This window comes from Desulfobacula sp. (assembly GCF_030145145.1).
Lineage (GTDB): Bacteria > Desulfobacterota > Desulfobacteria > Desulfobacterales > Desulfobacteraceae > Desulfobacula.
This window is the reverse complement of sequence record NZ_JAQYWD010000023.1, coordinates 22555-42195: the sequence shown is the minus strand read 5'-3', so window position 1 is coordinate 42195 and position 19641 is coordinate 22555. Positions and strand designations below refer to the sequence as shown.

Sequence of the window (19641 nt, the reverse complement as noted above, 5' to 3'; positions counted from 1 at the left end):
CGGATTTGTTGGGATTCCGATGAGCAAACCCTTGTCATCATTTCGTCTTCGGTTGCTGTATCATCGTATCCGGCACTGCCTGATACAACCGGTCAAAATAGTCACCCGCCTTCTGTATGATCGTTTTGTCCTCCAGGGAACTGCTCAGGAGATCCATAAAAAAAAATTCCATTTCCCGGGTTTTTTGGAATACCTTTTTTTCCCATACATTGATTTCAATATCATGGATCAGCCTGGCAATGCTGTGGAGCTTCGGATCGGACAGGTGGTAATGTGCCAGAAGGGATTCAAATGTGGACTGGTTGAATCTTCGTCTGATCGGGGAATAGGGGGTGTCGAACTGGATGCCGGTACCCGGGGTCTGTCCTTTCGGGTAGAGGCGTATTTTCGCATCCGGCGATATGAACCGTTGTATGAGCCAGATGGACGCCAGCTTATCCGCTTCTAATCCGTCCCATGTGACGTATGTCTCCGGACGGACATTTCCCACAGGGTAAACCAAAAGAAACATCATGGCAAACAGGGCTTTTTTCATGACGGTTCCCCCAGGTGTTTGAGGAGAGTCTCTTTGGTTAACCCGGCTGTGTTGTCGATTCGATGCACAATTTTTCCCTTTTTCATGATGATAATTTTATCGGCAAGATACAAGGTTTCTTGAATATCATGGGTCACATAGAGAATGGTCATGCCGCTGGTTTGTTTGAGTGACCGGGTCAGGTCCAGGAGTTCACGCTTTAATATATCATCCAGACTGCTGAACGGCTCGTCCATTAATAAATATGCCGGACGGGATGCCAGGGCCCGGGCAATGGCCAGGCGCTGCTGTTCACCGCCGGACAGTTCAGCCGGATACCGGTCTTGATACCCGTTCAGATGCATCATATCCAGAAGAGACTGGATATGGTCATTTCTCTTGGTTTTATGGCTGAACAGATGGTTTCCCGTAACAAATTCCAGGTGTTTTCTGGCCGTCATGTGGGGCCAGAGAGCCAGGGATTGAAAAACCATGGCTGTTTTGCGCTGATGCGGCGGCACCAGTCGGTGCGGACTCGTGACGGTCTGCCCGGATAGCCGTATGTCACCGGAACAGGGCCTGTTCAGTCCGGCAATCGTTCTGAGCAGAGTGGTTTTTCCGGCCCCTGAAGGGCCTAACAGGCCCAGCACTGATCCTTTTTCCACCGACAGGGTAATGTCCTGTAACACGGTTTGATGACCGGTCATGACGGATAGATGGGTAATGTCGATCATGTCCTTATTTTTCCTCCAAATCCAAGCCGGTATACCAGGTAAAGAATACCCCCGCAGGTAACGGCGATGGCAATCAGTATGAGGCTCTGGGCGTAGACGGTTTCCATGGCCCCGTAATGCATGAAATTGTAGATGCTGATGGGCAATGTCCCTTTGCCCGGCGGCACCACCAGCAGGGCTGTTCCCAGGTTAAACAGGGAAAGGATAAACCCGATGAAAAACCCCGCCATCAGTCCGGGTGTGGCCAGGGGCAGCACAATCCCCAAGAGGGTCCGGATGCGGCTGCCGGTTCCCATAATAGCGACTTCTTCCCATTCCGGATGAATCTGGCTGATCTTTGCCGAGACAACCTTGACCACAAACGGGCTGTATCCGGATACAAAGGCAAAAATCAATATCCACGTGGATGTATAGACAGAATCAGTCCATTCCCGGTTCCATACATGGATCATGCCGATTCCCAATACAATGGAAGGAATCCCCAGGGATAACTGGATCAGGTAGTCCAGCCCAGTGCTGATCCATCCCCGGGTTCTCACCAGATAATAGGAGACGATAAATGAAAATCCCGTCATGATCAAGGCACTTGCGCCGGCCACCGCCACACTGTAGTAAATGTGATCCCGGCTGCTTTGAAACGCCTTGATATAGGTTTCCATGCCGCCGGCTCCCTTGATCAGCACCCCCAGGGGGAGGATAACACAGAGGGTGACCATACTCAACAGGCCGATAAAACAAGGCATGCGCAACCGTCCCAGGGAAAAAATCGGTTGACCGGTACGGGAGAAACCCAGGGCAATATAAGACTTGTTGCGCATAACCATCATCTGCCACCAGATCAGGGCCATGGTCAGCCCTATCAGGGGGAGGGACAGCAGGGTGGCGGTTTTTTCATCATAATAGGCGCTGAAGTGGATGAATATTTCCACTGGATAGACCGTTATCCTCAGGATGTCCGGGACTTCAAAATTGATAATCGTGAAAACAAATACAATGATGGCACCGGCCGTGATATGGGGGGCGACCAGGGGAAGGGTGACGTTCCAGATGGTTGCCAGTCGCCCCCGGGCCATCAGGGCGGCTTCTTCGACCAAACCCTCGGTGGCCTGAAGTCCGGACCCGGTGATGATCGTGACAAAGGGGAAAAAGGACAGGGTAAAAATGAAGACCCCCCCGGCCAGGGTGTGTATGTAGGGAACAGAGACACCTGTCCACAAAAGGGCCTGGATATAAGGCGGGAGCAGCAGGGGGACCAGGCAGACAGCCGCGAGACATTTCTTACACCAGATATCTGTCCGATGGATGAAAAAGGCCAGGGGAACCCCGATCAGTACAGTGGCCAGGCTGGTCGAACCGGCCAGCAGCAGGCTGTTTTTTATCAATCCCAGTTGCCGTGACGTGACCGCCAGTATCTTCAAATGCTCAAGGGTCAACTGCCCGGTATCATCCACAACGCTTGTTGTCAGTAGAAACAAGAGGGGTGACAGGATGAACAGGACAAAGGGCAGGATGATCAACAGGAGGTGTCTGGTATTCACCGGATGGTGGGGTGTCTTTCCCATCTATCGGACAAATAGTTCCTGGCAGAATCTGGAAGCCCTTTCAAGATATTGGGCTGCTTTGTGATAATCCACTGCCATGGCCCGTATCTGGGAAAAATCCACCATATTTTCCGGTTTTTTCACCCCGGTGCGCACCGGCATCTGGGCGGCTTGGCTAAAGGCCAGCCGGCTCTCGGTTTCCCGGGACAGAAGGTAGTCGATGAGCTGTTTTCCGGTTTCCGGATTGGGTCCGTTCTTTATCAATGCAACGGTATTGGGGATGAGCAGCGTACCAACACCCTTTTTATCCGGAAAATACATCCGGACCGGCGCCCCCTTCAGGATGGCCACATTGACGTCATCCGTATCGGTAAACCCTATCGGGATTTTGCCTTCCACCACCAGGTCACGGGTGACGGAATTCCCATTGACGACAATCACCTGATTTGCTGCCAGCCCTTTTAAATACGCCTCTGTTTTTTCCGGGCCGATGATCGAATACAGGGCTGCCACATGCATAGAGGTCGTACCGAAAAGGGGGTAGGCCAGGGCGACCTTTTTTTGCCATTTCGGTTGGGTCAGTTCAAAAATGGATTCGGGTAAATCACTCTCCTTGAGCAGTCCCGTGTGCCAGATGAGCACCCTGGCCCGGGCGCTGAAGCCTGTCCAGTAGTAATCACTGTCTTTAAACGGTGCCGGGAAAGACTGCCATTGGGGGGATTGATAGGGGGTCAGCACCCCTTCTTCCTTAAGCCGGAGGGTCCGGGTGACTTCGGAATTCCAGAAGACATCCGCCTTGGGCCGTTTTTTTTCTGCCATCAGACGATTGACCAGGCCAACGGTTTTGGCGGCTTCCACATCATAAAGGGAACGGACCGTTATCCCGGTTTTCTTTTCAAAGGCCTTCAGGATCGGTTCACTGAAAACCTGGTCAACAGAGGTGTAAACCACCACCTGCCGGGCCATGCAGACCCCCTGGCCGGGATATGCAGTGATAAGCACCATCAGGAAAAATAGCATAAAACGGGTCATTATGAACCTCCTGTCAAATGGTCAACGCCAGAACTTGAGGTAATTAAGATAGGAGTAGCCGATAAAAGTCAACTTTTTTTTGATATTTTTTCAGGGCAATGAATCGCTTGCATAAAAGCACGTGAGAGGATATAAATTTGTCTTGTTTTCTTTTGCCTCTTTTGTGGAAAAGCATATGAGCACTAGCGTATTAACAATTGATATTCAGCAGGATCAGATTTCATCGGCTATATTAAGCCAGGGGCTTAAGGGGATCCGTATTGTTGAAACTGCTTGCAGCCCGATGGTTGAAATGGCTGAAGCGGACGTCCCTTTTCAGGCAGTGAAAAAGACCCTCATCCCGCTGCTGGAGAAACTGGGGCAGGGGTATGATCGATGTGTTATCAGCCTTCCTTTGTCTTGTTTTTTTTTCAGGACCCTGGATCTGCCATTTAAAAATAGAAAAAAAATCAGTCAGATTCTTTCTCTTGAGCTGGAACGGTATCTTCCCTGGCCGGTTGAAGACGTGATATCCGATTTTTGTCTGCTGCCGAAAAACTCAAAAGACGCGTTTGAAACCACCATGGCAGGGGTTGCCAGCATACAGACCGGTCATCTGGAACAATTCAAGACGATTTTTTCCGAGTGCGGTGTTCATCCGGATGTGATTACAGCGGGGAGCGGTTATGGGTCCGCTCTCGTTTATGCCGGGACCGCAGACCCGGATGCTTTTTGTCTTTTTGCCCATGTGGAGCCATTACTGGCATCCGTTTATGCGGTGAGATGGGGTGAGCTTGTTTTTACCAGGACCGTGTCATTTGATGCGGATCATCCGGTCCCGTCAATAACAAAAAATTTGATTCATACGGTCTTATCCGTCAATGAAATGTTCACCAATCCTTTGGAACTAAAAGAGATTGTCCTATCCGGAACGGTTTCTTTTCTGCCGACGCTGGTGGCTGAGACGGAAAAAGAACTGGCAATGCCGGTGCGTGTGTTTGATATGTTAATAGGGGCGCAGCGCCTGCCAATACCTGAATCCGTTTCCGAGGACCCTCCCGATGTCATTTGGAATGCCATTGCCATGGGCGTTAATGAGATAAAGGGTGTTGAAACATTTAATTTCAGCCGGCAGGTATCAGACCTTGCCTTATTTTATCAGGAAAATAAATCCAGCATACTCGTGTCAGCGGTCTTGTCTTTTTTTCTTTTCCTGGCATGGACCCTTAACCCCATGGTACAGATGAACCGGATGGAAAGACAAATAGAACAATTGGACACCCGGATTGTTCGCGTCTTTAAATCCTGTTTTCCGGATGTGACGACCATTGTGGATCCGGTGCATCAAATGCAGCTGAAAGTGGCGGCATTAACTGAAAAGAAAAATCTGGCGGTGTTTGATGGCTATCCGCTGTGTATTGATGTGTTAAATGAGATCAGTAACTCATTACCCCCATCCCTTGATATTGTTTTTTCAAGATTTGTCCGGGCCGAGAATAATTTGATCGTGACCGGGAGTGCGGCACAATTTAACACCATTGATAAAATGAAAAATCATTTTAAAAATATTGCACTTTTTAAAGAAGTTGATATACATTCGGCTTCAATGGATAAAAAGGACAAACGCGTGACGTTTAATTTGAAAATTGTCCTGTAAATTTGAATGTGAGGAGAATAGTATAATTTGGCTTTAAGAATGAACAGGAGGGAAACGTATGCTGTTTTTTTTGCGGGCGGTCTCATCCTTGTCGTTGTCCTGTATCAGTTTGGCATATCCCCGTTTTTAGAAAAAAAACACGTGTATGAGCGACAACTGACAGCAAAGACCGCGGTGCTCGAACAAGTGACCCGCTTAAAGTCAGAATATGAGAGTATATTAAACAAGAATGAAAATTTAAAAATCATTTATTCCCAGAGAGAAAAGACCTTTACCTTGTTTGCATTCCTTGAAAAGCTTGCGGTTCAAGCAGGTGTTAACGGGAACATTGATTATATGAAACCATCGTCCACTTTGGATAAGGTGTCAAAGATAGAATTATCCCTGGTTGAAATGAAGTTAAAGGGGATAAAATTGTCCCAGTTAATGTCCTACCTCTATCTTGTGGAGACGTCTGAAAATGTGGTTTTTGTCAAACGGCTTGCGATCTCCATGGATGGGACGAACAAACGATCCATCAGTGCCGTGCTGCATGTAGAGACCGTAAAAACCTGAAAAGAGAAGCATGTTGAATGAAACTTAAATTTTTGGGGTATACCCTGTTTATTGCCGCCTGCATTCTTTTCTCCCTGTATGTCCGTTTCCCCGGTGAGACGGCAGCCAGATATCTTGAGCAAACGCTGTCCCAGCTGCAGTCGAATGTCACCCTGGAAATTGATACGGTTCACCCGTCCTTTCCCCCCGGCATAACGGCAGATGAGGTTAACGTGTATTATGCCGGTTCGCCCGTTGTCACCCTGAACCGGCTCACGTCTGCGGTTGATGTGACCTCTCTTTTCGGTACCCCCGTGACAGGGTCGTTTAAAACCCGTGTCTTTGATGGTATCCTGTCCGGTGTGATGCACGTATCACGGGAAACTCCCCGGGATGCAAGCGTTAAAGCCGAGCTGAAAGATCTGAAATTAAACAAAATTCCTCTGGGTAAATTCTTGTCAGACAGCACATTGTCAGGGATATTGAACGGCACCCTGACCACAGGCTTTAAACACCGTAAGCTCCTGAAAAATGAGGGTGATATGATCGTTTCAAATATCGTGTTACAATTTCAGGACCCGCTGTTCTCCATTGAAACCTATTCTTTCTCTTCCGGTACCCTGAAATTTTCCATGCCCCGGGATCAAACCATCCGGATAGATGACTTCAGTGTCACAGGCCGGCAACTGGATCTGCATTCATCCGGTGACATCCGTGTGGCTGAGATATTTCAAAACAGCCGGTTAAACCTTACCGCCAGGGTCGTGCTGCACCCCTTGTTTTTTATGGATGCCGGGGATTCCGTGCCGGTTGACGTATCTAAAACAGATGTGGATAACGCCATCCTTCACCTGCGGATTGGCGGAACGATTGAACAACCGACAATTGCCATGGACCCGGGGGAAAAATGAAGAACGTGTTTACTGTCCTGCACTTGATCTTGATTTTTTTTATCATTGATTTTTTTATTTCCGGCCTTTATGCGTATTTCACAGCAGGATTTGAAACCAATGAATATGCCAAGGCATCCTATCTGCAGCAACAACCGGTTGAAAAGAAAAGTTATCAGGACAAAGCCTATTATCAGGGCATTGCCCGGCGGGATTTGTTTGAAACAGAAACAAACGACGCACCTGAAAAGAAATCCGCTGTCAAACCGGTCCCCCCGCCGGCCCCGAAAATGCAGCTGACCGCTTTGAAACTTGACCTGAAAGGGACCATCACCGGTACTGCATCAGAGCCATTTGCCGTTATCAAGAAAACGGGTGAAAAAAATGAGATGCTCTATGCAATAGGGGATACGGTTGATCGGGCTGTGATAAAGGCGATATTCAGAGAACGGGTTATCCTGCTGGTGGATGGCAAAGAAGAAACCCTGCTCATGAAAAAAGATACCGCCGACAAAAAAACTGATAAAAAAAGGCTGGGTCAGATCGCCTCAGTCCCGGCCCAGGCCAGTGCAGACGGATTCGTTGATGAGGTCAAGCTAAAATGGGCTGATATCAATACATTGAATGATGATTTAAAAAATTTGAGGCGACAGGTCAGGGTCCGGCCCCATTTTTATAAAGGTAAAATGGATGGCTTTCGGATAACCGGTATCCGAAAAAATTCGGTTTTTTATGAAAAACTGGGATTGAGAAATGGCGATATTGTGGCAGGGGTCAACGGGGAAGCCATGAAATCTATCAATGATGTTACCACGTTTTATACTGGATTCAAGCAATTAGAGGGAAGTGTTGCCACGGATGTTGATATAAAACGCAATGGTCTGGCAGGAAAAATAAGATATTCAATTGAGTAAGGTATGCGGGATTATGAAAACGGTACACACGAAGAACACACCCTTGGTTGTCATTTTGGCGATCTGCTGGATATTGATTCATTTAAGTTCAATCTCTGCTGAAGAGAACAAACCAGACATCGTTCAGCAGAAATATGTGTCCATTGATTTTAATGATGTGGATATACGGGTGTTTATAAAATTTATCAGTGAATTGACCAATGAAAATTTTATTATTGACAGCCGGGTCAAAGGGAATGTGAATATTATTTCTCCGGGCAAGATTACCATAGAAGAAGCCTATAAAGTGTTTGAATCGGTGCTTGAAGTTCATGGGTTTACGGCGGTAAGGGCCGGAGAAATATCCAAAATTATTCCCGGCCCCCTGGCCAATTCAAAAAATGTGGAAACCAGGCTCAAAATGGGTCCCGGGGTGTCGGAGGATAAAATTGTGACCCAATTGATTCCGCTGACATATGCCGATACCAATGAAATTAAAAAACTGTTTTTACCCCTTGTGTCCAAGGGCAGTGTGGTGTTGTCCTACACGCCGACCAATACCCTGATTATCACGGATGTGTATTCAAACATCAACCGATTGATTAAAATCATTACCGCCATTGATGTAAAGGATGTCGGCCGCCAGATATCGGTCATACCCGTGGAATATGCAGATGCGGTTAAGCTTGTGAAAACCCTGAGTACGCTGTTCCAGGCAAGACTGGCAAAAGGGAAAAATATATCCCAGGATGAGTTGACAAAGTTTGTGGCAGATGAGAGGACCAATACCATTATTCTCCTGGCCAACGAGTTTGATACGGCCAAGGTCAAAGACCTGGTCGCCATTATGGATCAGCAGGTGCCGAAAAGCGATGCAAAAATCCGGGTCTATTATCTTGAAAATGCCAAGGCAGAAGAGCTGGCAACGGTTATCCAGTCTTTGTCCGGCAAAGTTACCACAACGGAAAAAGGCAAACAAATTGCCCCGGTGGTGTCTGATAAAGTGAAAATCACGGCGGATAAAGCCACCAACAGCCTGATTATCATGGCTGAAAAGGATGATTACCAGGTTTTGGAAACCGTTATCAAAAAACTCGATATCCCCCGGCCCATGGTGTATATTGAAGCCTTGGTCATGGAAGTCCGGGATACCGAGGACTTCTCACTGGGGGTTGAATGGACGGCGGCAACCTCTGCCGGTACCATTGATGGACAACCTGCCGGTGCCTATGGGGGATTTACCTCGGATGCTGCCGTTCTGCCGACGCTTGACTCCGGTACGGGTTCGCTGAGTCTTCCCGGCGGGTTTGCCATGGGCATCATGGCCGAAGCCATCACCATCGGCGGGATTACATTTCCAAATCTGGGAGCGGCCATCCGGGCCATGAAAAAGAATGAAAAAGTACAGATTATTGCCACCCCCCAGATCATGACCACGGATAATGAGGAAGCCGAAATAACGGTGGGGGAGAATATCCCGTATAAAACAACCAGTGGCACCGGTGACCAGAACTATGAAAATTTTGAATACAAAGATGTGGGGGTGACCCTGAAAATAACCCCCCAGATCAGCCAGGGGCGGTTTGTCCGCTTGAATATTTATCAAAAGGTTGAAAAAGTGTCATCCACCGGAGAAAACACGCCCACCACCTTGAAACGGACGGCCGAAACCACGGTGGTGGTCAAAGATGCCGCCACCGTGGTCATTGGTGGATTGATCGGGGAAGACTTAAATTCAACGGATTACCAGGTGCCCTGTCTGGGGGATATCCCCTTGATGGGAAACCTTTTTAAATCCACCAGCCGGAGCGGGGTGAAGACAAACCTGTATATCTTTTTGACCCCCCATATTATTGAAAATCCCGCCGAGGCAGACAAAATTTATCAGCGAAAACACAGCGAGATTTTAGACATCAAGGAGCACACCATTAAATTATACAAAGACCGTGAAAAAAAATAGCAGCAGGAAGGGGACATGAAAATCGAAACGCTTTCCAGCATCCTGCAAAATCGGTTCGGCATATCAGCAGATATGGTGACAGCAGCCCGGGAGTCTGCCGAAAAGCAGGGGGAGTCCCTGAAGGATGCGCTGATACGCAAAAAGATTGTCACGGAAAAATTAATTCTCAAGGCGTTTGAAGCGTTGTATGGCATTCCTTTCCAGGCGCACCTGGCAGTTACGGATATCCGTTCTGACTTTACCAACCTCATCCCCATCCATTTTTTAAAAAATTATTACATGGTTCCCCTGGTCAAAAAAGAACAAGACAGCACATTGGCGGTTCCGACATCTGTCATTGCGGTCAATGACCCCAGCGCCCTGCAGGCGGTGGATGATCTAGTGATCCTGCTGAAAATTAAAAAATATCAACTGGTGCTGTCCACCCGGGGCGAGATTTTGTCCACCATTAATAATTTTTATGATCAGAAGAGTGACAGTGCCCAGAAAATAGTGGATGATATGGAAGATGATGACGGTATCATGAGTGAGATCCAACAGACCTCGGATCTCCTTGATGATACCAGTGACGCTCCCATCATCAAACTGGTGAATCACATGATTTCCCAGTCAGTAAAAGCAAAAGCAAGTGATATCCACATTGAACCCGGCCAGGACAGTTTAAAGGTCCGGTACAGGGTTGACGGCATCCTTTACGATTTGCTGGAACCGCCCAAATGGATCCAGGCCTCCCTGGTGACCCGGATTAAAGTCATGGCCGATATGGATATTGCTGAAAAACGGCTCCCCCAGGACAGCCGCATTGAAGTGCGTATCGGCAATAAAAATGTTGATATCAGGATTTCAACCATTCCCACCACCCTTGGTGAACGGATTGTCATGCGGCTGCTGGACAAATCCAGTTCCCTGCTGACCCTGTCGGAGTTTGGGATTGACCCTGGCCGGCTGGGGCTGATCCGCCAGCTTTCCTCGCTGCCCAATGGGATTATCCTGATGACCGGTCCCACCGGCAGCGGAAAAACAACCACGCTGTATGCCATGCTGTCGGAAATCAACCAACCGGATATTAATATCATTACCGTGGAAGATCCGGTTGAATATAAACTGGAAGGGATCAACCAGATCCAGGTAAATCCCAAAATAGGCCTGACCTTTGCCAAAAGCCTCAGATCCATTGTCAGGCAGGACCCGGATGTTATCCTCATCGGAGAGATCCGGGACCATGAGACCGCTTCCATTGCCGTACAGTCGGCCCTCACCGGCCACCTGGTATTGTCAACCCTCCATACCAATGACGCGGCCAGCGCCATTACCCGTCTGGTGGATATGGGGATAGAACCGTTTCTGATTACCTCGGCTGTGCGGGCCGTGATTGCCCAGCGGTTGATACGGGTGTTGTGCAATGACTGCAAGGCGCGTTATATACCGGATGCCCTGGCCCTGAAAAGCATCGGCCTTGCGGCGGATGCCGGGGAGCAACGGCAGATTTTCCAGGCAAAGGGGTGCAGCAAGTGTTTTTATACCGGGTATAAGGGACGGATGCCGATATTTGAGATCCTTGTTCTGGACCACCGTCATAAAGCCCTTATTTTACAGTCCTCTGATTCAACCGAAATGAGGGACCTTGCAGTTGAGCAGAAGATGACAACCCTGCGCCAAGATGGCATTGAAAAAATATTTCAAGGCACCACAACCATTGAGGAGGTGTTACGTGTTACCCAGGTGTAACCGGTTTTCTGTTGTTTGGACCGTTCTTGTTGTCGGGCTGATCTTTGCATCACCGGTCCGTGCCGGGGAAACAGACGTATCCGCACCTTTTCCGGGCCTTATTCGGTTGTATCAGGACTATATCTCGCCGGTGGACGGCCACAGATGCCCCATGGCGCCGTCCTGTTCAACATATGCCAACCGCTGCATCCAAAAACATGGTCTGTTGATCGGCTGGATAATGGGGCTTGACCGATGGGTCCGGTGTGGCAGGGATGAAGTAAAAACCGCTTCCCAGGTCTGGATAAAGGGGAAAAAATATACATTTGATCCCGTTGAAAACAATGATTTCTGGTGGTCAGACAAATGAACCGGGCGTTGGGGGGGATACTTCTTGGACTGCTGTTGGTCGTTCCGGTGAACGGGTTTCCAGCAGACGTGGTGATCGTGGATGCCCAGCGGCAATATCAACTGGCCCAGACCTTGTTTGAAGAAAAAGAGTTTTCTGCTGCCGCCCATGAGTATATCCGGTTCGTTCACTTGTTCCCCCGTCATGAACGAGTGGCCATGGCCCGGTATAACACGGGGGTTGCTTTCTTTTATGCCGGCCAGCTTGAAGATGCCCGGCGGCATCTCCAACGAATGGCGGCCCGTTTTTCTGATGCTGGATTGGCAACCGATGCCATGTTCAAACTCAGTGAAGTACACATGGCCATGGACAACCCCGGCCTGGCCGTATCGGTTCTCAGAAATTTAATCACACTGTCCCGTAATGGTGAGGTCCGTGACAGGGCCTGTTTTATCATCGGATGGTTGCTCCTGGACAATGCGGATGACTTGAAATCCCGAAGCGATTATGCCGTATATCCGGTCCGGGAAGCAAAAAAATATTTTTCCATGATCAGTCCGGAAGGCGAAAAAAAATACCGGATGGCCGACACGATGACATCGCTGAACACCATTGACCAATTAAAGCAGAAACGTCCGGCCGTGGCCGGGGGATTGTCTCTCATTCCCGGGGGCGGGTTTTTTTATTGTGAAAGATATCGGGATGCCCTGGTGTCCTTCCTGTTAAACACATCCCTCATGTTTGCGGCCTATCAATCATTTGAAAATGATAATGAATTTTTAGGGGGGGTCATCTCTTTTGTTGAAGCCGGGTTTTATGCGGGGAATGTTTATGGATCAGTGGCCAGTGCGCATAAATTCAATAAAGGGCAGAAAAAGGGGTTTATTGATCGATTAAAACAGGACTATCGTGTCAACCATGATGCCGTGTCATTCCAGCCCGGTTTTGTGAACAATGGGGTGGCCCTCATGTTTAAATATGATTTTTAAAACCATAAAAATCAGGAAAGATCCAGAATGACAGCGTAAAGAGATGTTTCTCCGGATACAGCGCCATCGTTAAACCATGACTGGCAATGCAGTCGGCCCCTTTTTGTCAAACGCCAAACAAAAATTGTCGGATAAATGAGATTGATTGGGAAAGGCAAATCAACAAAATATCCTCTTTTCTTTGTTTGCTCATTGTCCTTGGTTATGGTATGAAATTTGCTGTATTAAATACGGCATGCGTGTTTTTAGCTCAAGTTTGAATCTTTTGTTTTAATGGATGGGGTCAGGCTTTGTCTGGCACATATGAAATTGTGAATTAGGAGGGGGAATGTATCGTAAAGTTAAGTGTTCATTGATCATCTTTTTTATGGCTCTTTTACCGGCGTTGGCATTGGCTTCTCCACAATCAGAAGCCCTTGTGGAACAGGGAAGACAGCTGTTGTTTAACGACGGGAACCCGACTTACCAGGGCATTCTTAATGCGGATGAGAAATTTGAAGCCGCGGTGGATGCCGATGGCTCCGATCCAGTGGCGCATGTGTTTCGGGGGGTTACCCGATTGGCTTCCTTTGTCCTGACAACAAGTGAGGATAACAGCTTTTCAACAATCGCAGACCTGGTTCAGGCCATGGGAATACCGATTCAACTGGATACATTCCTTGATGACGATTCACCCTTTGGTGAGGCACCGGAGCTGGCCGGTGACTATAACCCGCCGGAAACCATGCCCAACGGGGATCATGTGAGAACGGTCCTGAGCCAGGGGCTGGTGGGGGTTATTGATCTGGCCCTGGCAGACCTTGATGCGGTTGATGCCACGATCAATGTCGTGTTGACAGCACAGGAAACGGATGAACTGATGGCCACGGAAGTGGATTACACAGATGTCCTGCTTGCCAAAGCAATCCTCAATGCCGTAAAAACGGCGGTGTTGATTGTCACCGCCTATGACTTAAATGCCGCGGATATCCGGGAACTTATGGCCCTTGCCAACGCAGGCATGATGGACCTTCACCCGGATATGATGACAGAACTGCTTGAAAAATACCCTGGCTTTTTACATCTTGCCGACAACGGGGCAGCCCTTCTGGCCACTGCAAAAACAGCGCTTCAAGCCTCATCCGTAAGCCTGAATGACGCTTACCTGTCGTTGAAACAGGAACTGGACAACCATGAAAATCAGGACAATGACCTGTTTGCCCTTGAATCTGAAGGGGATGAGCAGGAATTTGAGAATGTGTTAACTATTTTTGCCGAACTGCTGGATTCTCTGGCGGGCAATCGACCGGTCACGGCCCAGGATTTTAATGAAACCTGGGACGTCACTTTCAATAGCGGTGATAACAGTGGGGATACCCTTCGGGTACTTCTGGAGGGCGATCTGTTCGGGAATGGGTCCATGGGCCGGGATGAATCTGATTTCTGGGCTTCCATTGATGGGTTTGACATCCGGGGATGGGTTCCCTATTGGAAAATTACCGGCACGAATGTCAATATGATATTACGCTATTGGGGAAACAAACGCATAGAATTGACAGGTACCCTGGCCCCTGACGGCCTGAGCATCAGCGGCAGCTATGCGCTCCTGGACGATGACGGAACAGGATATGTTCAAACAGCAGGCGGCACATTTACCGCCGAGAGAATGTCTCACTATAGGTTCGATACGGACAGGTTTGATTTAAATGCCGTATTCGGAAATACCGGTAAATCCCCGCTGGATATCCGAAATTTTCTGCCCCAGTTTGATACGTTCGGCGAACCCCTGTCCGGCACCTTTCCCACACCGGTGTTTAATGGTCTTTTTCCGGACTATGTCACCAACGTAAAAGTGACAGAAGAGCTGGAGCTTGATCCGCCGTACAGGGTGTTCACGATTCCAAAAGCCTCCACGACTGTGATTGAGGGTCTACCATCAGCCTGGCCGGCAGAATTTCTGGTCAATACAGATCCAACGGATGATTTTTTCCCGGGCTGGGCTGAGGTTCAGGGAATGAATATTGTCAACACCTATCTGGCAACGGATACAGAGGGTCAGCATTTGTATGTGGCAATGGAATTGTCAGCCAGCCCGATTACCCAGTTACCCCAGGGAATTTCCCCAGTGAATTACCAGTTTGAATTCAGGAAAGACCAGGAGGACTGGGGTAGAAATACCCTGCGCTTCAATGCCTTTTATAATCCGGGACCTGACCAATGGAATGTCTATGTCAGCCAGACGGATGGGGATGGGAATTACCAGCATCTTGGGATCCTGGATGACAATTTTATTTCTGCGGAAGGGTCTTATCTTGAATGGAAAGTGCCGCTGGCGCTCCTTGGTGAAGCCCTGGAGACCTTTGGCGGCAGCTGGATCACCTATGGCACCTGGTCATCAGATATAAATGACGGCGACTGGGTGGAGAACAACACCAAACTTGCACCGGTTTACACGGTTTCGGGAACTATAGCCGTTCCCGGTGGGTATGCAGGAGAGAAGATCTACCTTTATCTGTCCGACAATGACTTTTTGTCCAGTGGTGACGAGGCCGATCTGGGCGCCTATGTTGAGAACACCACCGGCTTTACCCTGGCAGATGTCCCGTATTCCTCAGCAGATCTGTATCTTTATGCATTTTTGGATATTGATGGCAACGGCATACTGAATTCCGGTGATTATCGCGGAAAAATAAACTTCCCGGTCACCGGCAATGTCTCCGGTCTCAATGTCGATCTGGAGCTGGTCGCCGATTTACCCATCAATTATGTAGAACTGAAAAGCGTTCACTCGGGGAACGCCACTATGCGGACGTTCTATTCGGTGGGGATTGACAGTGGATTTACCGGAAATGTTCCCTGGGATATCGACACCATCACCCTTACCGATCCCAACGGAACGGTCCGGCAGGTATATCCTGACGGCATCCTGCAATATGATCCTACGTATAATGAATTTTGGGGAGAAGAACAGGGCTCTCCCCTGATTGGCGAGTATACGTTCACGGTCACCGGCAAAGACGGCTCCATCGGAGTTAAAAGTGATACCCAAAAAGATTTGATCACCATCCCCATTGTGGATGTCAACAGCGTCAAAATCAATACCGGTTCAAAAACCCCGATTGTCACCTGGGATCCGGTCAGTGCATCGGGAACCCGTATTGCCTATCGCCTTGAGGTAAATGGCATGGACACTGAGTTTTTCTTCCAGACAGGACGAAACTATGACCTGACCGCCTGTGCCCTTCCTGAACTGCAACCCGGCAAACAATATCAATACCGCATCCGGGCCGTGGACCACTCGGACTGGATACAGGTGGACAACCGGTCCCATACGCAATGGGTACCCTTTACCATGGACGCTGCCTTAACCCATGATGCGGTTCCGGCAGTGGATCTTGACGGGTGGGGGGCTGTAAAATGGTCCCATGTCGGATCGACACCGGGTATTGATATGTCGGTCAAGGTCATTGACCATGACGGGGTGGCATATAATGGCAGTTCTCACCATGTAGTGGCAAGACCTGTGGACGAGAACGGCACCCTGATCGGTGAGGACCAGCTTGATTTGAGCTTTGATTATCCTGAAAATGGCACCCTGGGGTATTATACCGGATGGATAGATTCCGGCATGCTGCCGTCAAATTTTGCCGGGGTCAGGTTTTTTGCCGTTGATCCGGATGGGAGTGAAGGATCGGTCACTGATATGTTGGAAGGGACCAATATTACCCCACCCCAGGAGATTGGGCTGACCTGCGTTGTTAGCGGCACCACACCGACTTTTACCTGGAATGCCGTGTCTGGGGCTGATAAATATCGGGTCCGGATATATGATGAAAACAGGACCAGCACCATATGGAAAGGGAATGTGAACAATGTGACCACTTACACAGTGCCGCCAGGTGTGTTGAATCCAGGAACAATCTACCAGTACCGGTTGGAAGCCCGGGATGGTCATCGAGGGTTTGATACAGATGAAAATATAGCGTTTCCCCCCAGGGATGCCTCAAATAACTATCCCAAGTTTACCACCACCACCAGGACAGATAAACCGTATATTGAAGCTGAGACTAACGGGGTTGCTACCTGGTCTAACGATTACATTGGCACCCTGACCAGTTTCTGGATCCGGGTATATGATGCCCAGGGTGCGCCGGGCAATATCCAAAGTGTCAAGGTCACACATTCGGATGGAACAACGCAAACAGACCTGTATTATGAATACAATGAATCAGACATCTGTGCCATTTATTCAAACGATGCCCATGTAGCACCGCAAAACGGAACGTATACCTTTGTGGTGGTGGATAAAGACGGAAATCAAAATTCCACAACAGAAGATTTGACCGTGAACCCCATGGGTTACCCGGCCGAATCCTCGCTAAGTGTTGTGGTAAATGGTACTGGTGCCGAGTTTGACTGGGCAGATGTCACGGCAGCGGATGAAACAGACCCTGCCTTTTACCGTCTGGAGATTTATAATAAACACCATGACGGTATTCTGTATTTTGTGACCACCCAAAGCCAGTATTCCCTGGCACCAGGATTCCTTAAAAAGGGCGAGCTCTACGGGTTTCGTGTCACCACCCGGGACCGGTTCTGGGATCAAAATACCGATAATGGATCCTCTTCTCCCTGGAGCGGTTATCGGGCCGTTAATTTCAAGACAGAACCCGCTGTAACTTCAGGGTCACATCAGCCCGGGATTGACACGGATCATTTTGGCGCTGCTGTCACCTATCTTCAGCACCCGGTTACAGGGGACCCCTCCCATTGGATTCAATTTTCCGTAAAGGTGACGGACGCGGATGGGGTGCCGGGTAATATCAAATCCGTGACTGTGCAGGGCCCAGGCATTATTGGCACCCTGCAGCTCAATTATGACTCCCCCGGCGACGACCATACCGCAGAGTACTGGAATGAACTGAGATATGGGGCCTATGGGGATGTACCGGAAGGCCTGTATACCTTTACGGTTGAGGATGAGGACGGCAATACGGCCACGGCAACCGATACCCTTGTCAAACAACCGGTTCCCCTTGTCTCGTATATGATTCCGGCCAATGGTGCTGTAGTCTCTTCGGACAGACCGGTGATAGACTGGACCGACCCTGCAGGGGGACCCTATTTTTATCGGGTGAGAATCTATCAGCACTGGAATCAGATAATCCATCAATCCGGTATCCTGGATGCCAGCAGTTATATTGTTCCTGTCAACATCCTTAAACCCGGTGAAATTTACGGGTACCGAATTTATGCCTATGGTACGGATCCCCGCACAACAGATCTTGACAATGTTTCAGTCAATGAATTGTTTTTTGCCCGACAGAACCATTTTACGACCATGGCAGGTCCCCCCGTGCTCGACCTGGAAGATGCCTTAAAGGTCCTGGGCGTGATCTCGGGGGGCACCCCTGCTATTTTGTCCATGGAAGCAGATGTCAACAAGGATAAACAATTGAACCTGGAAGATGCGATACCGATTTTGCATAACACCCAGAAATAAGGAATTTGTCTGGACAAAAAATGTGCGGCCCTGTTTTTTCCATTGCATTAAAACAGGGCCGCATGCTAAATATAAGGATATTCATGATCCATTGACTGAACAAAGAATATCGGGATGGCAGAATCATTGATATTGAATAAAAAACACATGATCGCCGCAGCAATGCTGGTCTGTTTTAGTGTTGCCTACCTGCCGGTGACCGGTACATGGTATCTGTCCATGAATGGTCGCTCGGACCTGACACGGCTGATTGTTTCCGCCATCATGGTCAAGAAACACGTGTTTCAGGTATCATCCCCAAAAGACCTGGACCGGTCCATGCAATCCATTTTCAAGGAATTGAAGATTGCCACCGGTCAATTAAAACGCCATGAAACCCATAAAAAATCAGCTGTGAGTTTAACGGAAATCGTTCCGGATTTTCCCGTACCCGGAATGCGGCTGATGTTCAGTGCCTATCCGGATTTTTTTGTTCTGATGTTCAATAAAAAAAACGTTTATAAAATCGATCCATTCCCACCGGATCTCCCCCCTCCTGAACATGTGTTTGTCCCATCAACATTCGTGTAATTTTTACGATTAGAACGACATTATTTTTATAGTTGGATGAGTTATATCTATATGACCCTTTTATTTCGAATTCAGTTCAGAGCCGTTTTTTCTGCTCTGATCGTTGCTGGCATCCTTTTTTCAGGCGCGCTGATGTGCAGTGCAGCCGGCAGGATTGCCTTCTCAAATGACCGGCTGACCCTTTTTGCCGAAAATGAACCGCTCATTCCCCTGCTGGAAGAGATTGCAAAAGCAACCCAGGTGGTTATTTTTATCGCCCAGGGATTTGACCCGGGAAATGTCAGCGCCCACGTAAACAACCTTCCGCTGGAAAGAGCATTAAACCGGATTTTGAAAGGGTTCAGCGTGGCCATGGTCTATCACGAGGAACAGGGCATCACCCGGGTGACCGCGGTTAAAATCTACCCCAAGGGTAATTTTTCCGGTCCCATGAATGTGGTCATTGAGAGCAGTGTTCCTGAGACTGAGGCGGCTGTAAAAAGGGAAACAAGATATGAAAAGGACAGCACCGACATCCTGAATCCCGGGGAATATGTTCGCACCGTTGAGTATGATTCGCTTGTGCCAACCGCACTTGAATTTGAACAAAAAGAGACCGATGCCTGGGAAGCGATCCAGGTGCTCAAACAACAACTCAACAATGAACCGGATGAAACGAAAAATAATGTCCTGTCTATGGCTTTGCTCGATAAATATCAAGCATTTGACGCGCTGCAGAAACATCATATCAACCTATTGGAAAACCTGCATCGAGTGGAACATTTTAACCAGAGCAAAGCAACCCTGGATAAACAACAACAAGATTGAGGA

Annotated in this window: 15 protein-coding genes; 11 read left to right on the top strand and 4 right to left on the bottom strand. The window is 48.6% G+C overall.

Annotation, left to right across the window (positions count from 1 at the left end; genetic code table 11):
* Positions 1 to 37: 37 nt before the first annotated feature.
* The 4 genes from Q1Q15_RS14140 to Q1Q15_RS14125 are packed head-to-tail and all read right to left on the bottom strand — an operon-like array spanning position 38 to position 3821.
* Entirely contained in the window at positions 38 to 535 is a 498-nt protein-coding gene (locus tag Q1Q15_RS14140) for a chromate resistance protein ChrB domain-containing protein (protein ID WP_300461108.1), read from the bottom strand.
* Positions 532 to 1248, bottom strand: coding sequence for an ATP-binding cassette domain-containing protein (locus tag Q1Q15_RS14135; RefSeq protein ID WP_300461106.1), 717 nt, complete (start codon positions 1246 to 1248; stop codon positions 532 to 534). Before Q1Q15_RS14135 ends, Q1Q15_RS14140 begins: the two co-directional genes overlap by 4 nt.
* Entirely contained in the window at positions 1245 to 2810 is a 1566-nt protein-coding gene (locus Q1Q15_RS14130; protein WP_300461104.1) for an iron ABC transporter permease, read from the bottom strand. Before Q1Q15_RS14130 ends, Q1Q15_RS14135 begins: the two co-directional genes overlap by 4 nt.
* The gene (locus Q1Q15_RS14125; protein WP_300461101.1) at positions 2811 to 3821 is read right to left on the bottom strand and encodes an extracellular solute-binding protein; all 1011 of its coding nucleotides are present in this window, start codon (positions 3819 to 3821) and stop codon (positions 2811 to 2813) included. It lies immediately after the preceding gene.
* A 175-nt stretch (positions 3822 to 3996) separates the two neighbouring features.
* On the opposite strand from Q1Q15_RS14125, the gene Q1Q15_RS14120 reads away from it, so the two are divergent.
* The 11 genes from Q1Q15_RS14120 (at position 3997) to Q1Q15_RS14070 (ending at position 19638) form a co-directional block, all read left to right on the top strand.
* Positions 3997 to 5457 carry a GspL/Epsl periplasmic domain-containing protein gene (locus Q1Q15_RS14120; protein WP_300461098.1) on the top strand — a complete coding sequence of 487 codons (1461 nt, stop codon included), beginning with the start codon at positions 3997 to 3999 and terminating at the stop codon, positions 5455 to 5457.
* 27 nt (positions 5458 to 5484) lie between these two features.
* Entirely contained in the window at positions 5485 to 6012 is a 528-nt protein-coding gene (locus Q1Q15_RS14115; RefSeq protein ID WP_300461096.1) for a hypothetical protein, read from the top strand.
* A 17-nt stretch (positions 6013 to 6029) separates the two neighbouring features.
* The gene (gspN, locus tag Q1Q15_RS14110) at positions 6030 to 6902 is read left to right on the top strand and encodes a type II secretion system protein GspN (protein ID WP_300461094.1); all 873 of its coding nucleotides are present in this window, start codon (positions 6030 to 6032) and stop codon (positions 6900 to 6902) included.
* Positions 6899 to 7795 carry a type II secretion system protein N gene (locus tag Q1Q15_RS14105; protein WP_300461091.1) on the top strand — a complete coding sequence of 299 codons (897 nt, stop codon included), beginning with the start codon at positions 6899 to 6901 and terminating at the stop codon, positions 7793 to 7795. The genes gspN and Q1Q15_RS14105 overlap by 4 nt, the downstream gene beginning before the upstream one ends.
* Before the next feature lie 13 nt (positions 7796 to 7808).
* Entirely contained in the window at positions 7809 to 9734 is a 1926-nt protein-coding gene (gene gspD / locus Q1Q15_RS14100; RefSeq protein ID WP_300461089.1) for a type II secretion system secretin GspD, read from the top strand.
* A gap of 15 nt (positions 9735 to 9749) precedes the next feature.
* Positions 9750 to 11462, top strand: a complete 1713-nt coding sequence (gene gspE, locus Q1Q15_RS14095; RefSeq protein ID WP_300461086.1) for a type II secretion system ATPase GspE — start codon at positions 9750 to 9752, stop codon at positions 11460 to 11462.
* On the top strand, positions 11446 to 11811 hold the full coding sequence (gene yidD, locus Q1Q15_RS14090; RefSeq protein WP_300461084.1) for a membrane protein insertion efficiency factor YidD: 366 nt from the start codon (positions 11446 to 11448) through the stop codon (positions 11809 to 11811). The genes gspE and yidD overlap by 17 nt, the downstream gene beginning before the upstream one ends.
* A complete protein-coding gene (locus Q1Q15_RS14085) occupies positions 11808 to 12779 on the top strand; it encodes a tetratricopeptide repeat protein (RefSeq protein ID WP_300461081.1) in 972 nt (323 codons plus the stop codon). The genes yidD and Q1Q15_RS14085 overlap by 4 nt, the downstream gene beginning before the upstream one ends.
* A gap of 328 nt (positions 12780 to 13107) precedes the next feature.
* Entirely contained in the window at positions 13108 to 18261 is a 5154-nt protein-coding gene (locus Q1Q15_RS14080) for a hypothetical protein (RefSeq protein WP_300461079.1), read from the top strand.
* A gap of 114 nt (positions 18262 to 18375) precedes the next feature.
* Positions 18376 to 18831: a hypothetical protein gene (locus Q1Q15_RS14075; RefSeq protein WP_300461076.1), complete on the top strand. Its 456-nt coding sequence runs from the start codon at positions 18376 to 18378 to the stop codon at positions 18829 to 18831.
* Positions 18832 to 18882: 51 nt separating this feature from the next.
* Positions 18883 to 19638: a hypothetical protein gene (locus Q1Q15_RS14070; protein ID WP_300461074.1), complete on the top strand. Its 756-nt coding sequence runs from the start codon at positions 18883 to 18885 to the stop codon at positions 19636 to 19638.
* Positions 19639 to 19641: the final 3 nt, after the last annotated feature.